Consider the following 15,687-nt stretch of genomic DNA (forward strand, 5'->3'; position numbering starts at 1 on the left):
TCAGCGCATGCCCTGCTTGTGCTCGCCGAAGTTGGTGCCGCGGCGGATCTTGCGCTGCAGCTGCAGGATGCCGTAGACCAGCGCTTCGGCGGTCGGCGGGCAGCCCGGCACGTACACGTCGACCGGCACCACGCGGTCGCAACCGCGCACCACCGCGTAGGAATAGTGGTAGTAGCCGCCGCCGTTGGCGCAGCTGCCCATCGAGATCACCCACTTGGGGTCGGGCATCTGGTCGTAGACCTTGCGCAGCGCCGGGGCCATCTTGTTGACCAGGGTGCCGGCCACGATCATCACGTCGGACTGGCGCGGCGACGGGCGGAACACCACGCCGTAGCGGTCCAGGTCCAGGCGCGAGGCGCCGGCGTGCATCATTTCGACCGCGCAGCAGGCCAGGCCGAAGGTCATCGGCCACATCGAGCCGGTACGCGCCCAGTTCCAGAGCGTGTCCAGATTGGTGGTGACGAAACCCTGCTGCAACAGCGGGTTCTCGCCTTCCGGGCGCAGGATGTCGTCGAGGCGGCCTTCCGGGATCGGGTTGTGCATCAGACCCGAGACGGTGTCGCTGACGGTTTGGATCACTCCCATTCGAGCGCTCCCTTCTTCCAGACGTAGACGAAGCCGAGCAGGAGCATGCTGGCGAAGATGCCCATCTCGATCAGGCCGATCGGACCGAGTTCGCGGAACACGGTGGCCCAGGGCACGATGAAGATGATTTCCAGATCGAAAATGATGAACTGGATGGCGATGAGGTAGTAGCGCACGTCGAATTGCATGCGCGCGGCCTCGAAGGCCTCGAAGCCGCATTCGTAGGGAGATAGCTTCTCCACAGTCGGGCGCTTGGGCCCGAGCGTGTTGCCTACCACCAACAGGGCGACGCCAATGACGCTGGCGACGATCAGGAACAGCAGGGTCGGCAGGTATTCGGCCAGCACTCGGTGTTCTCTCGGCTACTTGGCCGCGTTTCCGCAGCCTTGGCTCGGCGGTATGGTCCTGTTCGGAATGCCGATCAGGCCAGTGGCGCGGCCCGCCGTGCGTGCCGCACCTCGGGTAGTTGGTGCGTGGTGTAGCTGATTCGGTGTGGTGCCCAAAGGGGGACTCGAACCCCCACGACTTACGTCGCTACCACCTCAAGGTAGTGCGTCTACCAATTCCGCCATCTGGGCAATCAAACCTGGCCATCCTGGCCCTGACTCCGTCAGTACCGCGCGAAGCCGTTCGGTCATCGCTGACCGCGCCCCGGTCGTCCGTTCCGGGCCGCTTGAATCACAAGCTCTATATTACCGCGCTTTGTCAGCCGCCCGAAGCCGGTTGCGACTGCGGCGGGGCCTGCTGCGGGGCCGGAGCGGCCGGGACCGTGGTCCCGCTGGCGGCCGGCGCCTGCGGCGCGGTGGTCGCCGGCGCGCTGGGCACGGTCGAAGCCGGAGCCGCCGGAGCCGTCTGCGCCGGAGCGCTCGGAACCGTGCTGCCGGGGGCCGGGGTAGCGGGCTTGGCCTGGGTGTTGGCGATGTCCGCGGCCAAGCCGACGTCCTGCGAGGCCGGAGCAGCGCCGCCAGCGGCGCCGCGCGAGGCCTGCCAGGCCATGAACAGGCTGATCGCGAAGAACGCGATGGCCAGCCACTTGGTGGCCTTGGACAGGAAGTTGGAGGAACCGCGGGCGCCGAACACGGTCGCCGAAGCGCCGCCGCCGAAGCCCGAGCCCGCCTGCGCGCCTGCGCCGCGTTGCATCAGGATCAGCGCGACCATGGCGATCGCGATCAACACATAGATGACGTTGAGGAACAACAGCATCGTCGAATTCTTTTCTTTGGCTACGTTGTGACGACCGCCGGGCGGGCCCGAAAGTTCGTCAGGGTGCCGCCGCGGCTGCGATGGCGTTGAAATCGGCGGCGACCAGGGAGGCCCCACCGATCAGGCCGCCGTCGACGTCCGGCTGGGAAAACAGCGCGGCGGCGTTGTCGGCCTTCACGCTACCGCCGTACAGAATGGGTAGCGAGCCAGCAATTCTAGCATCGTGTCCGGCGATTTCGCTACGAATGAATGCGTGCACGGCCTGCGCCTGCTCCGGGCTGGCGGTCTTGCCGGTGCCGATGGCCCAGACCGGCTCGTAGGCCAGGATCGCGCCCTCCAGCGCCGCCACGCCCAGCAGTTCCAGCACCGGGCTCAGCTGCTCCTGCAGGCGGTACTCGGTCTGGCCGTCCTCGCGCTCGCTCAGGGTCTCGCCCACGCACAGGATCGGCACCAGGCCGGCGGCCTTGGCGGCGGCGAACTTGCGCGCGACCAGCTCGCTGCTCTCGGCGTGGTACTGGCGGCGCTCGGAATGGCCGACCAGGCCATAGCCCGCGCCCACGTCCTTGAGCATCGCCGCCGAGACTTCGCCGGTGTAGGCGCCCTTCTCGTTGCTGCTCACGTCCTGCGCGCCGAAGTCCAGACCGCGGCCGAGGTAGTGCTCGATCAGCTCGCCCAGGTAGGGCAGCGGCGGCAGGATGATGCGCTCGACCCCGGCCGGCGCCTGCGCGGCGACCTGATCCAGCAACCCGAAGGCGAACTCGCGGCTGCCATGCAGCTTCCAGTTTCCGGCGACGATCCTGCGGCGCATGGCCACTCCGTGGTACGAAAGGACGCAAGTTTACCGCAGCCCCGCCCGCGCACGGACCGCGCGCGGCGAGGAACCCCGACACGACCGGCAACGAAGGCCTCCATGCCCGAAACCGCAAACACCCCCTACGCCCTGATCACGGGCGCCTCGGCCGGCATCGGCGCCGCCCTCGCCCGCGAGTACGCGCGCCGCGGCGTGCCGCTGGTGCTGACCGCGCGCCGCGAGGACCGCCTGCAGGCCCTGGCCGCCGAGCTGCGCGACCGCGTCGCGGTGGAAGTGATCGCCGCCGACCTCGCCGACCCGGCCGCGCCCGCGCGGCTGCAGGCCGAAACCCGCCGCCGCGGCCTGGCGATCGGCCATCTGGTCAACAACGCCGGCTACGGCGTGCCTGGGCGCTACCTGGCCGACGACTGGAAGGTCCATGCCGACTTCCTGCAGGTGATGGTGACCGCGGTCGCCGAACTCAGTTACCGCTACCTGCCCGAGATGGAGCAGCGCGGCCACGGCCGCATCCTCAACATCGCCTCGCTGGCCGGGCTGGCGCCGCCCTCGGCCGGGCACACCCTGTATGGCGCGGCCAAGAGCTTCGTGATTCGCTTCAGCCAATCGCTGGCGCTGGAAAGCCGGCCGCGCGGCGTGCATGTGACCGCACTATGCCCGGGCTTCACCTATACCGAGTTCCACGACGTCAACGGCATGCGCGAGCGCATCTCGCGCCTGCCGAAATGGCTGTGGCTGGACGCCGACACGGTCGCGCGCCTGGGCGTGGACGCGGTCGAGCGCGGCGACGCGCGCTGCATCACCGGCACCGCCAACAAGATCGTCGCCGGCCTGGCCAAGTACCTGCCCGACCGCGTCGCCACCGCTCTGGTCGCGCGCCGGGCCAGCGATTTCCGCGACGCCGAATGAGCGGCGGCGCAAGGCTCAGCAGCTTCGCGCCGGTGGCGACCGCCGACGCGCGCGTGCTGGTGCTGGGCAGCATGCCCGGCGAGGCCTCGCTGGCGGCCACGCGCTATTACGCGCATCCGCAGAATCGGTTCTGGCCGATCATGGGCGCGCTGGTCGGCGCCACGCCTGCCCTGCCCTACGAGCAGCGCCTGCAGCGGCTGCTCGACGCGGGGATCGCGCTATGGGACGTGCTGGCCAGCTGCGAGCGCGTCGGCAGCCTGGACACGGCGATCCGGGCGCCGCAGGCCAACGACTTCGCGGGCTTCTTCGCCGCGCATCCGCGGGTGGCGACGGTGCTGTTCAACGGGGCACAGGCGGAAACGAGCTTTCGACGCCTGGTGCTGCCGGGGCTGGCCGCGCCGCTGCCGATGCTGCGGCGGTTGCCGTCGACGAGTCCGGCGAATGCCGGACAGCGGCCGGAGGCGAAGCTGGCGGCTTGGCGAGAGGCCTTGTCGGACGCGGGCATTGCCCTGACCCCCGCCTGACATCGTGGCGCGAGGCCCTAATCCCGCTGGCGGCGAGCGTAGGAAGGGCTGAGTAGGTGGCGCGTAGCGCCGGATAGGGCGCGCGAAATGGGAGCGGCGGCGCGGGCTTGATGCTGCGCGGGCCCTCACCCCAACCCCTCTCCCGCGAGCGGGAGAGGGGCTCATGAGCCAGGGCGTAACGAACCTTACTTCAGCTTGATTTCGCGCAAGCGCTCTTCCAGATAGCCCTGCGCGGTGATCGGCTCCGGATAGCGCTTGGGATTGTCCGCGGTGATCGTCGAGGGCAGCACGTCGATCAGGAAATCCGGATTCGGGTGCAGGAAGAACGGGGTCGAGTAGCGCGGCTGGCGCGCCTTTTCGCCCGGCGGATTGACCACGCGATGGGTGGTCGAGGGATACACGTGGTTGGTCAGGCGCTGCAGCATGTCGCCGATGTTGACCACGATGGTGTCGGCATCGGCGGTGAACGGCACCCACTCGCCCTTGCGCGACTTCACTTCCAGGCCTTCCGAACTCGCGCCGACCAGCAGGGTGATCAGGTTGATGTCCTCGTGCGCGCCGGCGCGCTCGTTGGGAATGTTGTCGGCGGTGATCGGCGGGTAGTGGATCGGGCGCAGGATCGAATTGCCCGAGTCGGTCTTGTCGGCGAAGTAGTTCTCCGGCAGGCCGATGTGCAGGGCCAGCGCGCTGAGCACGCGCGAACCCAGATGGTCGAGCGCCTGGTACAGGCCGTAGGCCTGGTCGCGGAACTCGGGAATCTCGTCCGGCCACAGGTTGGCCGGCATCGCCTCGGCGTATTGGGAATCGCGCGGAATCTCGCGGCCGACGTGCCAGAACTCCTTGAGGTCGAAGTGCTTGGAGTCCTTGGCGGTCTCCACGCCGAACGGGGTGTAGCCGCGCGCGCCGCCGCTGCCGGGCACGTGGTATTTGCGCTTGGTTTCTTCCGGCAGAGCGAAGAACCGCTTGAACAAGTCGTAGGACTGGTCGATTTGCTCGGCCGGGATGCCGTGGCCGCGGATGCCGGCGAAGCCCCATTCGCGGTAGGCCGCGCCGAGCTCGGCCACGAAAGCGTCGCGGTCGGTGTCGTAGCGGCGGATGTCCAGGGTCGGAATCTGAGAAGTCATGTCTGGGTCTCGTGGGTTCATTGCGCCGCCGCGCGCACGGCATCGGCCAGGCGCTGCAGCGTGTCCAACATCAGTTGCCGATCATCCGCCTCGACGGTCACGCGCACCACCGGCTCGGTGCCGGAAGGCCGCAGGAAGGCGCGGCCGCGGCCGGCCACGGCGGTCTGCGCCTGCGCCAGCGCGGCCTGCACCGCCGGCGCGTCGGCCGGCTTGGCGCTGCCTTCGTAACGCACGTTGACGGTTTTCTGCGGCACTTTGACGAAGCCCTGCAGGGCCTGGGACAGGCTGACGCCGCGGCGGCGCAGCACCTCCAGCACCTGCAGCGCGCTGACGATGCCGTCGCCGGTGCTGGCGCGGTCCAGACACAGCAAGTGACCGGAGGCCTCGCCGCCGAGCACGGCGTCGTGGGCGATCAGCTGCTGGTGCACGTAGCGGTCGCCGACCTTGGCGCGCAGGAAGCCGATGCCGCGCTGTTGAAACGCACGTTCCAGGGCGTAGTTGGTCATCAGGGTGCCGACCACCGGGCCCCGCAGGCGGCCGCTGTCCTGCCAGTCGCAGGCCAGCACGTACAGCAGGTCGTCGCCGTCGCGCACCGTGCCGTCGCCGTCGACGAACAGCACGCGGTCGCCGTCGCCGTCGAAGGCGATGCCCAGATCGGCGCCGCTGGCCCTGACGCGTTCGGCCAGGGTCTCCGGGTGGGTCGAGCCGACGCCGTCGTTGATGTTGAGGCCGTTGGGGTCGATGCCGATCGCATCCACGCGCGCGCCCAACTCGCGCAGCACCAGCGGGCCGAGCTGATAGGTCGCGCCGTTGGCGCAGTCCATGGCGATGCGCATGCCGCCCAGGTCGAAGCCCTTGGGCACCGAGCCCTTGCAGGCCTCGATGTAGCGGCCCAGCGCATCGCGCGTGCGCACCGCCTTGCCCAGCTCTTCGGAGGGCACGGTGCGGAACGGCTGTTCCAGCGCGGCCTCGATCGCCAATTCGGTGGCGTCGTCGAGCTTCTCGCCCTCGGCCGAGAAGAACTTGATGCCGTTGTCGTAATGCGGATTGTGCGAGGCCGAGATCACGATGCCGCCGTCGGCGCGCATCGAGTGGGTCAGGTGCGCGACCGCCGGGGTCGGCATCGGACCCATCAGCTGCACGTCGACGCCAGCGGCGACCAGGCCTGCCTCGAGCGCGGCCTCGAACATGTAGTTCGAAATGCGGGTGTCCTTGCCGATGATCACCACCGGCTTGCGCCAGTCGCGGCGCGCCAGGGCGTGGCCGTAGGCGTTGCCCAGGCGGAGCACGAAATCGGCCGAGATGGCGCCCTCGCCCACCCGACCGCGGATGCCGTCGGTGCCGAAATACTTGCGGCTCAAGCGGCAGCCTCCGCGTCGTCTTCTGGCTGCGGCTGCTTCATCAGCAGGGCCAGCAGATGGGCCAGGCGTTCGCGCAGTTCGCGACGGTCGCAGATCTGGTCGATGGCGCCGTGGGCGACCAGGAACTCGCTGCGCTGGAAGCCTTCGGGCAGCTTCTCGCGCACGGTCTGCTCGATCACGCGCGGGCCGGCGAAGCCGATCAGGGCCTCGGGTTCGGCCATATTGATGTCGCCCAGCATCGCGAACGAAGCCGAGACGCCACCCGTGGTCGGATGGGTCATCACCGAGATGTACGGCAGACCGGCCTCGCGCAGGCGGCCGAGCGCGGCCGAGGTCTTGGCCATCTGCATCAGCGAGAACAGGCTTTCCTGCATGCGCGCGCCGCCGCTGGCGGAGAAGCACACGAAGGGGCAGCCGATCTCCAGCGCAGCCTCGGCCGCGCGCGCGAAGCGCTCGCCGACCACCGAACCCATCGAACCGCCCATATAGGCGAAGTCGAACGAGCACGCGACCAGCGGGCGCTGCTTGAGGGTGCCGCGCATCGCGATCAGGGCGTCGCGCTCGCCGGTGGCTTTCTGCGCGGCCTTGATGCGGTCGGAGTACTTCTTCTGGTCCTTGAACTTGAGCACGTCGGTCGGGCCCAGCTCGGCCCCGATCTCGCTGGTGCTGCCGGGGTCGAACAGCGCGTTCAGGCGGACCCGGCCGCGGATCGGCATGTGGAAGCTGCACTTGGGGCAGACCTCGAGGTTTTCCTCGAGCTCGGGCCGGTAAAGCACGGCGCCGCAGCGGTCGCACTTCTCCCACAGCCCTTCGGGCACGCTACGGCGCTTGGCGCCGGCGGAGTCGGTGCGGATGCCGGTGCGGCTGCCGGGCATGAGTTTTTTGAGCCAGGACATGCGGTGCGTTTTTCCCGTTCAGGCTGCTAAGGGTGCCGGTCCACGGTCCGTGGCGGAACCCGGCCTAGCGGGTCAGTTTAGCGCAGCCAGGTTTGGGCCAGGCAGGGGCGCCTGCAACCGCCGGAACTTAGGTCGGGGCGTCCAGCGCTTGCCGCAGCGGCGTCAGGAACGCGGTGGCGGCCGCGACCGCAGCGGCGGCGTCGGTCTCGGCGCTCGCCGCGACGGCAGGCTGGGCTTGGGTCTCGGCTAGCGCCGCGACCAAGGCGCTGCCCACCACCACGCCCTCGGCCTCGCGCGCCATCGCGCTGGCGCTGGCGGCGTCCTTGATGCCGAAACCGGCCACCACCGGCACCCGGCTGCGCAGGCGGATTTCGCGCAGGCGCTCGTTGGCGGCGACCGCGTCGAGGCGGTCGGCGCCGGTCACGCCGGCAAAACTCACGTAGTAGAGGTAGCCCTGGGCGTCGTCGCAGAGCAGCGCCAGACGCGCGTCGGTGGTGGTCGGCGACGCCAGCAGGATCAGCTGCAGGCCCGCGGCCGCGAAATCCGCGCGCAGTTCGGCGGCTTCCTCGGGCGGCAGATCGACCAGCAGCACGCCGTCGACGCCGGCCGCGACCGCTTCGGCGGCGAAGCGCGCCGAGCCGCGGATCTCGATCGGATTGAGGTAGCCCATCAACACCACCGGCGTATCGGCGTCGCGCTGCCGAAACTCCGCCACGCAGCGCAGCGCGTACGACAGGCCCGCGCCACGCGCGATCGCGCGCTCGGAGCTGCGCTGAATGGTTGGGCCGTCGGCCATCGGATCGGAGAACGGCACCCCGAGCTCGATCACGTCGGCGCCGGCGGCGGCCAGCGCATGCATCACCGGCACGGTCGCCGCCAGCGACGGATCGCCGGCGGTGATAAAGGGGACCAGGGCCTTGCGGCTGTGCGCCTTGAGCGCGGCGAAGCGGGTGTCGATGCGGTTCATGAGGGCAGGAGTGGGCTTAGAGGAGTGATGAGTGAGTTAGAGCGAGAGCGCAAGGGTGGAGAAACAGCGGGAAGCAGGCTGGCGGATTGATCGCGCGCTCCTCGCTCCCCTCTCGCTCCTCTGCGCTCACTCCTGTTTCAAAACACGATCCCCTCGCGCCCAGCGATCGTATGCACATCCTTATCGCCGCGCCCCGACAGATTGCACAGCACGATCTGGTCCTTGGGCATGGTGCGCGCCAGCTTCACCGCCTGGGCGATGGCATGGCTGGATTCCAAGGCGGCCAGGATGCCCTCGGTGCGTGCGAGCTGATGGAAGGCGGCCAGGGCCTCGTCGTCGCTCACGCCCACGTACTCGGCGCGGCCGGCGTCCTTAAGGAAGGCGTGCTCGGGGCCGACGCCGGGGTAATCCAGGCCGGCGGAGACCGAATGGGTCTCGATGATCTGACCCTCGTCGTCGCACAACACATAGGTGCGGTTGCCGTGCAGCACGCCGGGGCGGCCGGCGGCCAGCGAGGCGGCGTGGTGGCCGCTGGCGATGCCCTCGCCCGCCGCCTCGGCGCCGACGATGCGCACCGAAGCGTCGTTGAGAAAGGCGTGGAACAGGCCGATCGCGTTGCTGCCGCCGCCGACGCAGGCGGTGATCGCATCCGGCAGGCGGCCGTACTCGGCCAGCATCTGCGCGCGCGCTTCGCGCCCGACGATGGCGTTGAAGTCGCGCACCATGCGCGGGTACGGGTCCGGGCCGGCGACCGTGCCGATGATGTAGAAGGTGTCGCGCACGTTGGTGACCCAGTCGCGCATGGCCTCGTTGAGCGCGTCCTTGAGCGTGGCCGAACCGCTGGTCACCGGCACCACGGTCGCGCCCAGCAGCTTCATGCGGTAGACGTTGATCTTCTGGCGCTCGATGTCGGTCGCGCCCATGTAGACCACGCATTCCAGGCCCAGGCGCGCGGCCACGGTGGCGCTGGCGACGCCGTGCTGGCCGGCGCCGGTCTCGGCGATGATCCGGGTCTTGCCCATGCGGCTGGCCAGCAGGGCCTGGCCGATGGTGTTGTTGATCTTATGCGCGCCGGTGTGGTTCAGGTCCTCGCGCTTGAGCAGGATGCGCGCGCCGCCGACTTCGTCGCTCAGGCGCTGGGCGTGATAGATCGGGCTGGGCCGGCCTACGTAGTGCGCCAGGTCGCGGTCGAAAGCCTCGATGAAGGCCGGATCGACGCGCGCGGCGTCGTAGGCCGCGGCCAGTTCCTCCAGCGGGCCGATCAGGGTCTCGGCGACGAAGCGACCGCCGTAGCGACCGAAATGGCCGGAGGCGTCCGGGTAGGCGTGGTAATCGGTAATGGCGGTCACGGCGCGGCTGAGGAGTAGAGTCCCGCCACTTTATCGCAAGCAAGACCCGCCGATAACGCATAAAATAGGCCTGACCCGTCAGTAAAACTCACCTAATACCATGAGCCGTGCCCTGCCCCCGCTCAACGCCCTGCGCGCCTTCGAGGCGGTGGCGCGGCTGGACGGCGTCGGCCGCGCCGCGGCCGAACTGCACGTGACCCATGGCGCGGTCAGCCGCCAGTTGCGCTTGCTGGAAGAGGCACTGGGCAGCGCTTTGTTCCAGCGCGAGGGGCGCGGACTGGCGCTGACGCCGGCCGGACAGCGTCTGTACGAGGCCGCCAGCGACGGCTTCGCGCCGCTGCGCGCGGCCTGGGCCGAACTGCAGCGACGGCCGGAACAGACCCCGCTGGTGCTGGGCTGCCCCGGCAGCGTGCTGGCGCGCTGGATGATTCCGCGCCTGGACCGGCTGGCGCGCGAGCGCCCGGCGCTGCGCCTGCATCTGGCCGCCAACGACACCGCGCCCGACGCGGCGCTGGCCGGTCTGGACGCGGCGCTGCTGATCGCGGCGCCGCCCTGGCCGTCGGATTGGACGGTGCGCGAGCTGGCGGTGGAGCGCATCGGCCCGGTGCTGAGCCCGCGTTGGCCGGGCGCGGCCGCATTGCTCGGGGCGCCGCCGGACGCGCTGTGCGGGCTGGAATTGCTGCACACCGCCTCGCGCCCGCAGGCCTGGCGCGACTGGGCCGCGCGGGTCGGCTTGGACCCGGCCGCGCTGCGTCCGGGCACCGCCTTCGCTCATCTGTATTACTTGTTGGAAGCGGCCAACGCAGGGCTGGGCGTGGCGATCGCGCCGCAGCCGTTGGTGGCCGAGGATCTGGCCGCCGGCCGCCTGCTCGCGCCCTGGGGGTTCGTCGACACCGACGCGCGCTGGGTGTTGTGCGCGCCGAAGCGCCGCGAGGATGCGCGGGTGGCGGAATTGGCGACGTGGTTGCGCGAGGCCTTGGCGCGGGATTGAGCGTGGCTGTTGGCCCTTGAGGGCACGCGTGCGCTTCGCGGTTCGATCAGAACCGGTCCCACGCGCTTTCTGTGGGAGCGACGTGAGTCGCGATCGGAGCATCCAGCTCTCCAACTCCGCCGTCCTCTGCCGCCACGCATCGCGACTCACGTCGCTCCCACAGACAGCGAACCGTAGGCTGCGGTGGCAACCGCACCGTCGCGGGCATGCGGTGGCTGGCGATGGTGCGGTTCGCCTTTGGCTCACCACACCCCACGCCTTACGCCGTCGGCCGCAGATCGCTTACGCCGTTCCTACCCCAAAGCAAGCCGTGCTTTGCGGCTCAATCGGCGTGGCAATCCGCGCGTCTCACTTCTTCGACGAAGCGTCGCATCAAATCGCCGTCCTTGCGGCCCGGCGCGCTCTCGATACCGCTGGACACGTCCACACCCCAGGGCCGGGTGGCCTGGATGGCGTCGAACACGTTATCGGGCACCAGCCCGCCGGCGAGCAGGAAGGGCTTGTGCATGGCGGCTGGGATGCGCGACCAGTCGAAGGTCTTGCCGCTGCCGCCGCTGCCGCCGGCGACGTGGCTGTCGAGTAGGAAGCCGGCCGCGGCCGGGTAGCGCGCGTGCAGAGCCAGGCCCTGCGGCACCGTCGGATCGGCGCCCTCGCCCATCGCCACCGCTTTCAGATACGGCACGCCGAAGGAGCGACAGAAGGCGTCGTTCTCGTCGCCGTGGAACTGCAGCAGGCTGGGCCGGACCTGGCGCACCACTTCGCGCACCTGTTCGGCCGGGTTGTCCATGAACAAGGCCACCGCATCCACCAGCGGCGCCAAGGCCTGACGCATCGCGCGCGCCTCTTCGGCCTCGACACGGCGCTTGCTGGATTCGGCGAACACGAAACCGATCGCATCGGCGCCGAGCTCGCAGGCCAGGCGCACGTCGCCGGGGCGGGTGAAGCCGCAGAACTTGATACGGGTACGGAACAGGGTCTTGGGCGCGTGGGTCACAGCAATACCTCCGCCGGCAGTGGCCAGTCCGCAGGGTAACGCGGACCGACGAACACCAGCCCGGCCGAGGGCGCGGTCGGCCCGGCTTTGGCGCGGTCGCGTCCGGCCAGCAGCTGCGCGATCCATGCTTCGGGTTGTTCGCCGCGCCCGACCGGCAGCAGGCTGCCGACGATGTTGCGGACCATGTGATGCAGGAAGGCGTTGGCCTGCACTTCCATCTCGACGATGTCGCCGTCGCGGCGCACGGCGATGTATTGCAGGTCGCGGCGCGCGTGCGGCGCCTGGCAATGCACGGTACGGAAAGCCGAGAAGTCGTTCTCGCCCAGCAGCGCCTGGGCCGCGCGATGCATGGCGTCGGCGTCGAGCGGACGCCGCTCCCAGCTCAGGTACTGGCGCTGCAGGGCTGGACGCACCGGCCGGTTGAGAATGCGATAGCGGTAGCGGCGCGCGCGCGCCGAGAAACGGGCATGGAAGTCGTCGGCGACCGGCACGCACCAGCGCACGCACACCGACGGCGGCAGGCGCGAGGTGGTGCCCAGCACCCAGCCGCGCGGCTCGCGCGTCGCCGGGCCGTCGAAATGCACCACCTGGCAGGACGCATGCACGCCGGCATCGGTACGACCGGCGCAGGTCACGTCGATCTGGCGGCCGGCGACGAAGGACAGCGCCGCCTCGACCGCGCCTTGCACGGTGGGTTCGCCGCGCAAGTCGGGTTCGCCCGGCCGGCTCAGACGCTGCCAGCCGGAGAACTCGCCGCCGTCGTATTCGATGCCCAGGGCGTAGCGTCGCGTCGCGGCCGACTCCGCCGCGGCGGACGCCGCCGGAACCTCAGACGCCACGCATTACTCCAGTTCGCGCAACATCCGCGCGGCCTGCTGGCGCGCGGCCAGATCGCCGTTGACCGCGACTTCGCCCAATAGCTGACGCGCGCTTTCGTGATCGCCCAGGTCCATGTAGGCGCGCGCCAGTTCCAGGCGCTCCTGGCCCGGTTGCGCGGCCAGCAAGGGCTCCTGCACCGGCTGCTCGCCGTTGCCGACCGCGGCCACGTGCCACGCCGGCACCTTGCGCTCGGTACCGGGCGCCGACTGCGGCGTGGTCCAGAACGGCGCGGCCTGCGCGGCGGCGGCGGGCGTCGCGACGGGCGCTTCGGCCTCCACCGGCTCGACCGCGGGTTCGGCGAAGGCGTCGGCGATCGACGGGCCGGCGGCGGCGGCCGCGACCGGCGCGCGGAACACCGGCTTGGACGGACGCCGACGCAGGAACCACGCGCCGAACGCGGCCAGCAGCAGGACCGCGCCGGTGATCGCCCACGGCAGCATCGCGCCGCCCTGCTCGGCGGCCTGTTTCTGGTTGGACTCGGCCAGGCGCTGCTGCGCCGCGGCCAGTTCGGTGTCCTTGAGCTGGATCAGCTGTTGCTGCTGCTTCTGCAGTTGCTCCAACTCGGCGACGCGGCCCTTGAGGTCGCTGAGTTCGGCCTCGCGTGCGGCCAGCGATTCCTTGGATTCTTGCAGTTCCTGTCGCAGCATCTGGCCCTCGCCTCCGGCATTGATGCCGGACTGTGTACCCGCCCGCGCGGCGCGACTGGCGCCGGGCGGGACGATTTCCAGACGCGCGCCGGCCGAGGCCGTCGCGTCCGTCGCAGCGCCGGCGCTGTTGCCGGCCGCGCGCGGCGCCGTCGCCAGCGGCACCGGCTCCACCGCCGGCTGCGGCGCCGGGCGGCGCGCCTGGCGCCACTGTTGGATCTGCCCGCGCACCAGCGCGCTGGCTTCGCCTGCGTCGATGCTGGCCACTTCGTTGCCGCTGGGCACGCGCAGCACCGCGCCCTGCTTGAGGCGATTGACGTCGCCGCCGATGAAGGCGTCGGGGTTGGCGCGCAGCAGCGCGACCATGGTCTGGTCCAGGCTGGCGCCCTCGCCCAGTTCCAGCCCGCTGGCGATGCGCGACAAGGCGTCGCCGCGTTTGACTTCGATCGCCGCGTCGCCCGGATTCGCCGGCGCGGCGTTCAGCGGCGGCGCCGGAGTCGGCGCCGGCGGCGCGATCGCGATCGCGGTGGGTTGTTCGGGGAAGGCGTTGGCAGGCGCGGCCGGCACCGAGTCGACGGAGGCCGGGTCCGGCACCACTGCGGCCGGATCGGTCGGCGTGTCGCTGGCGATCACCGCGGCCGGATCGATCGGGCGTTCGATCAGATTGGACGGCGCCGACACCGGCGCCTCGATCGGCGGCTGCAGCGGCGCCGATACGGTCTTGGGGGTGTCGATCAGCGCCGAGTACTCGCGCACCAGACGGCCCTGGCCCCAGTCCACTTCCAGCAGGAAGGTCACCAGCGGCTGGTTCACCGGCTGCTCGCTGGTGACCCGGATCACCGGGTTACCGCGCGCGTCCAGGGCGACCTGGAATTGCAGGTCGGAGACGATGCCCTGCGGTGGCATCAGGCCGATGCGGGCGAAGGTCTCCGGCGACGCCAGGCGTGCCTGCAGTTGTTCCAACTCGGCCGGATCGCTGGAGACGATCGGGATCTCCGCCAGCAGCGGCTGGTCGGAACGCGACTTGACCTCGATCTGGCCCAGACCGAGCGCGCAGGCGCCGCCGCTGGCCAAGGCCAGCGCCAATGCCAACACGGTACGCGCGAAACGATGCTTCACTCTGGTCCCACTCCCTGTCCCCTGGCGGCGACTCTAGCCGCCGCCACGGTTAATACGCAATGCGGCCGCAATACGGTCACATTACGCCCTGCGCCGCGTTTTAGGCGGCCCAATGCGGCCCGGCCGACTTATGCGCCGCGCTCAAGCGGCGTGCTGCGCGCGCTGCTCGGCCCAGACCAACTCGGCCAGCTGCACCGCGTTGAGCGCCGCGCCCTTGCGGATGTTGTCGGCCACCACCCACATCGACAGGCCGCGCGGATGCGAGATGTCGTCGCGGATGCGGCCCACGTAGACCGCGTCGTGGCCGGAAGCATGGGTGACCGGGGTGGGATAGCCGCCGCCGACCGCCTCGTCCACCACTTCCAGGCCCGGCGCGTCTTCCAGCAGCTTGCGCGCATCGGCTGCGCTGAGCTTCTCGCGGGTCTCGATGTGCACCGCCTCGGAGTGGGCGTAGAACACCGGCACCCGCACCACGGTGGCGTTCACGCCGATCGAGTCGTCGCCGAGGATCTTGCGGGTCTCCCAGACCAGCTTCATCTCCTCGCTGGTGTAGCCGTTGTCGAGGAAGTCGCCGCCGTGCGGGATCACGTTGAACGCGATCTGCACCGGATACACCTCGGCCTTGGTCTCCTGGAAATTCAGCAGGCCCGCGGTCTGCCGGCCCAATTCCTCCAGCGCGCGCCGGCCGGTGCCGGACACCGATTGGTAGGTGGCGACGTTGATGCGCTCGATGCCGACCTTGCGATGGATCGGCGCCAGCGCGACCAGCATCTGCATGGTCGAGCAGTTCGGGTTGGCGATGATGCCGCGCGGACGGTTGGCGATCTGCTCCGGATTGACCTCGCTGATCACCAGCGGGATGTCGTCGTCGTAGCGGAAGGCCGAGGAGTTGTCGATCACCACCGCGCCGGCGGCGGCGAACTTGGGCGCGTATTCCTTGGACACCGAACCGCCGGCCGAGAACAGGGCGATGTCGACGCCGGACGGGTCGAACGTGGCCAGGTCCTCGATCACCAGGGTTTTGCCTTCGAACTGAAGTTTCTCGCCCGCCGAGCGTTCGCTCGCCAACACATGCAGTTTGCCGATCGGGAATTTCCGCTCGGCGAGGACTTTCAGCATGGTTTCACCGACCGCTCCGGTAGCACCGACCACGGCGACATTGCAGGACGTCTTGGCGTTCATCAGTCTCGATTTACCTGGCTTGTTAAAAAGCGGAGATTGGGGATTCGGGATTCGGGATTCGTCAAAGCGGCCCAGACGCGGCCCCGCCTCTACCAATCCCGAATCCCCAATCTCGAATCCCGGCTCCTCGATTATCGGCTAAGCGCGGCGCC

The 15,687-nt window shown here is 69.8% G+C and carries 16 protein-coding genes and 1 tRNA gene; 3 read left to right on the forward strand and 14 right to left on the reverse strand.

Features of this window, described 5'->3' with window-relative positions:
- From ASE35_RS06750 to tpiA, 5 genes are all read right to left on the reverse strand, one after another.
- Positions 1 to 585, reverse strand: coding sequence for an NADH-quinone oxidoreductase subunit B (locus tag ASE35_RS06750; RefSeq protein WP_055899751.1), 585 nt, complete (start codon positions 583 to 585; stop codon positions 1 to 3).
- Positions 576 to 932, reverse strand: a complete 357-nt coding sequence (locus ASE35_RS06755) for an NADH-quinone oxidoreductase subunit A (protein ID WP_056175431.1) — start codon at positions 930 to 932, stop codon at positions 576 to 578. The genes ASE35_RS06750 and ASE35_RS06755 overlap by 10 nt, the downstream gene beginning before the upstream one ends.
- A gap of 146 nt (positions 933 to 1,078) precedes the next feature.
- Positions 1,079 to 1,163: transfer RNA gene (locus ASE35_RS06760), tRNA-Leu, on the reverse strand.
- 127 nt (positions 1,164 to 1,290) lie between these two features.
- Entirely contained in the window at positions 1,291 to 1,788 is a 498-nt protein-coding gene (gene secG / locus ASE35_RS06765) for a preprotein translocase subunit SecG (protein ID WP_057163285.1), read from the reverse strand.
- A gap of 58 nt (positions 1,789 to 1,846) precedes the next feature.
- Entirely contained in the window at positions 1,847 to 2,596 is a 750-nt protein-coding gene (tpiA, locus tag ASE35_RS06770; RefSeq protein ID WP_056175437.1) for a triose-phosphate isomerase, read from the reverse strand.
- A gap of 102 nt (positions 2,597 to 2,698) precedes the next feature.
- On the opposite strand from tpiA, the gene ASE35_RS06775 reads away from it, so the two are divergent.
- A complete protein-coding gene (locus ASE35_RS06775; RefSeq protein WP_057163286.1) occupies positions 2,699 to 3,505 on the forward strand; it encodes an SDR family oxidoreductase in 807 nt (268 codons plus the stop codon).
- Positions 3,502 to 4,029, forward strand: a complete 528-nt coding sequence (locus ASE35_RS06780) for a DNA-deoxyinosine glycosylase (protein WP_057163287.1) — start codon at positions 3,502 to 3,504, stop codon at positions 4,027 to 4,029. The genes ASE35_RS06775 and ASE35_RS06780 overlap by 4 nt, the downstream gene beginning before the upstream one ends.
- A gap of 185 nt (positions 4,030 to 4,214) precedes the next feature.
- Here ASE35_RS06780 and ASE35_RS06785 read toward each other — a convergent pair whose 3' ends face one another.
- The 5 genes from ASE35_RS06785 to trpB form a co-directional block, all read right to left on the reverse strand.
- Positions 4,215 to 5,153: a 2-oxoglutarate and iron-dependent oxygenase domain-containing protein gene (locus tag ASE35_RS06785; RefSeq protein ID WP_057159511.1), complete on the reverse strand. Its 939-nt coding sequence runs from the start codon at positions 5,151 to 5,153 to the stop codon at positions 4,215 to 4,217.
- A gap of 17 nt (positions 5,154 to 5,170) precedes the next feature.
- Positions 5,171 to 6,514: a phosphoglucosamine mutase gene (gene glmM, locus ASE35_RS06790; protein ID WP_056175448.1), complete on the reverse strand. Its 1,344-nt coding sequence runs from the start codon at positions 6,512 to 6,514 to the stop codon at positions 5,171 to 5,173.
- Positions 6,511 to 7,410 carry an acetyl-CoA carboxylase, carboxyltransferase subunit beta gene (gene accD / locus ASE35_RS06795; protein ID WP_057163288.1) on the reverse strand — a complete coding sequence of 300 codons (900 nt, stop codon included), beginning with the start codon at positions 7,408 to 7,410 and terminating at the stop codon, positions 6,511 to 6,513. Before accD ends, glmM begins: the two co-directional genes overlap by 4 nt.
- A 127-nt stretch (positions 7,411 to 7,537) precedes the next feature.
- Positions 7,538 to 8,377: a tryptophan synthase subunit alpha gene (gene trpA / locus ASE35_RS06800; RefSeq protein WP_057163289.1), complete on the reverse strand. Its 840-nt coding sequence runs from the start codon at positions 8,375 to 8,377 to the stop codon at positions 7,538 to 7,540.
- A gap of 137 nt (positions 8,378 to 8,514) precedes the next feature.
- Positions 8,515 to 9,726: a tryptophan synthase subunit beta gene (trpB, locus tag ASE35_RS06805; RefSeq protein WP_057159515.1), complete on the reverse strand. Its 1,212-nt coding sequence runs from the start codon at positions 9,724 to 9,726 to the stop codon at positions 8,515 to 8,517.
- 100 nt (positions 9,727 to 9,826) lie between these two features.
- Between trpB and ASE35_RS06810 the strand changes: the two genes are divergently transcribed.
- The gene (locus ASE35_RS06810) at positions 9,827 to 10,717 is read left to right on the forward strand and encodes a LysR family transcriptional regulator (protein ID WP_057163290.1); all 891 of its coding nucleotides are present in this window, start codon (positions 9,827 to 9,829) and stop codon (positions 10,715 to 10,717) included.
- A 322-nt stretch (positions 10,718 to 11,039) separates the two neighbouring features.
- Here the strand turns inward: ASE35_RS06810 and ASE35_RS06815 are convergent, their stop codons facing one another.
- From ASE35_RS06815 to ASE35_RS06830, 4 genes are all read right to left on the reverse strand, one after another.
- Positions 11,040 to 11,711: a phosphoribosylanthranilate isomerase gene (locus ASE35_RS06815; RefSeq protein ID WP_057163291.1), complete on the reverse strand. Its 672-nt coding sequence runs from the start codon at positions 11,709 to 11,711 to the stop codon at positions 11,040 to 11,042.
- Positions 11,708 to 12,550, reverse strand: a complete 843-nt coding sequence (gene truA / locus ASE35_RS06820) for a tRNA pseudouridine(38-40) synthase TruA (protein WP_057163292.1) — start codon at positions 12,548 to 12,550, stop codon at positions 11,708 to 11,710. Before truA ends, ASE35_RS06815 begins: the two co-directional genes overlap by 4 nt.
- A gap of 3 nt (positions 12,551 to 12,553) precedes the next feature.
- Positions 12,554 to 14,353 carry a FimV/HubP family polar landmark protein gene (locus tag ASE35_RS06825; protein ID WP_235570005.1) on the reverse strand — a complete coding sequence of 600 codons (1,800 nt, stop codon included), beginning with the start codon at positions 14,351 to 14,353 and terminating at the stop codon, positions 12,554 to 12,556.
- Positions 14,354 to 14,494: 141 nt separating this feature from the next.
- Positions 14,495 to 15,535 carry an aspartate-semialdehyde dehydrogenase gene (locus ASE35_RS06830; protein ID WP_056175472.1) on the reverse strand — a complete coding sequence of 347 codons (1,041 nt, stop codon included), beginning with the start codon at positions 15,533 to 15,535 and terminating at the stop codon, positions 14,495 to 14,497.
- Between the last annotated feature and the right edge of the window lie 152 nt (positions 15,536 to 15,687).

This window comes from Lysobacter sp. Root916 (genome assembly GCF_001429785.1).
In the GTDB taxonomy this organism is placed as follows: Bacteria; Pseudomonadota; Gammaproteobacteria; order Xanthomonadales; family Xanthomonadaceae; genus Lysobacter.

Bases quoted from the DNA above. Each gene is read 5' to 3' on its own strand.
- ASE35_RS06780 (WP_057163287.1), top strand. From the start codon at position 3,502: ATGAGCGGCGGCGCAAGGCTCAGCAGCTTCGCGCCGGTGGCGACCGCC.
- trpA (WP_057163289.1), bottom strand. From the start codon at position 8,377: ATGAACCGCATCGACACCCGCTTCGCCGCGCTCAAGGCGCACAGCCGC.
- tpiA (WP_056175437.1), bottom strand. From the start codon at position 2,596: ATGCGCCGCAGGATCGTCGCCGGAAACTGGAAGCTGCATGGCAGCCGC.
- ASE35_RS06785 (WP_057159511.1), bottom strand. From the start codon at position 5,153: ATGACTTCTCAGATTCCGACCCTGGACATCCGCCGCTACGACACCGAC.
- ASE35_RS06750 (WP_055899751.1), bottom strand. From the start codon at position 585: ATGGGAGTGATCCAAACCGTCAGCGACACCGTCTCGGGTCTGATGCAC.
- ASE35_RS06810 (WP_057163290.1), top strand. From the start codon at position 9,827: ATGAGCCGTGCCCTGCCCCCGCTCAACGCCCTGCGCGCCTTCGAGGCG.
- accD (WP_057163288.1), bottom strand. From the start codon at position 7,410: ATGTCCTGGCTCAAAAAACTCATGCCCGGCAGCCGCACCGGCATCCGC.
- secG (WP_057163285.1), bottom strand. From the start codon at position 1,788: ATGCTGTTGTTCCTCAACGTCATCTATGTGTTGATCGCGATCGCCATG.
- ASE35_RS06830 (WP_056175472.1), bottom strand. From the start codon at position 15,535: ATGAACGCCAAGACGTCCTGCAATGTCGCCGTGGTCGGTGCTACCGGA.
- ASE35_RS06775 (WP_057163286.1), top strand. From the start codon at position 2,699: ATGCCCGAAACCGCAAACACCCCCTACGCCCTGATCACGGGCGCCTCG.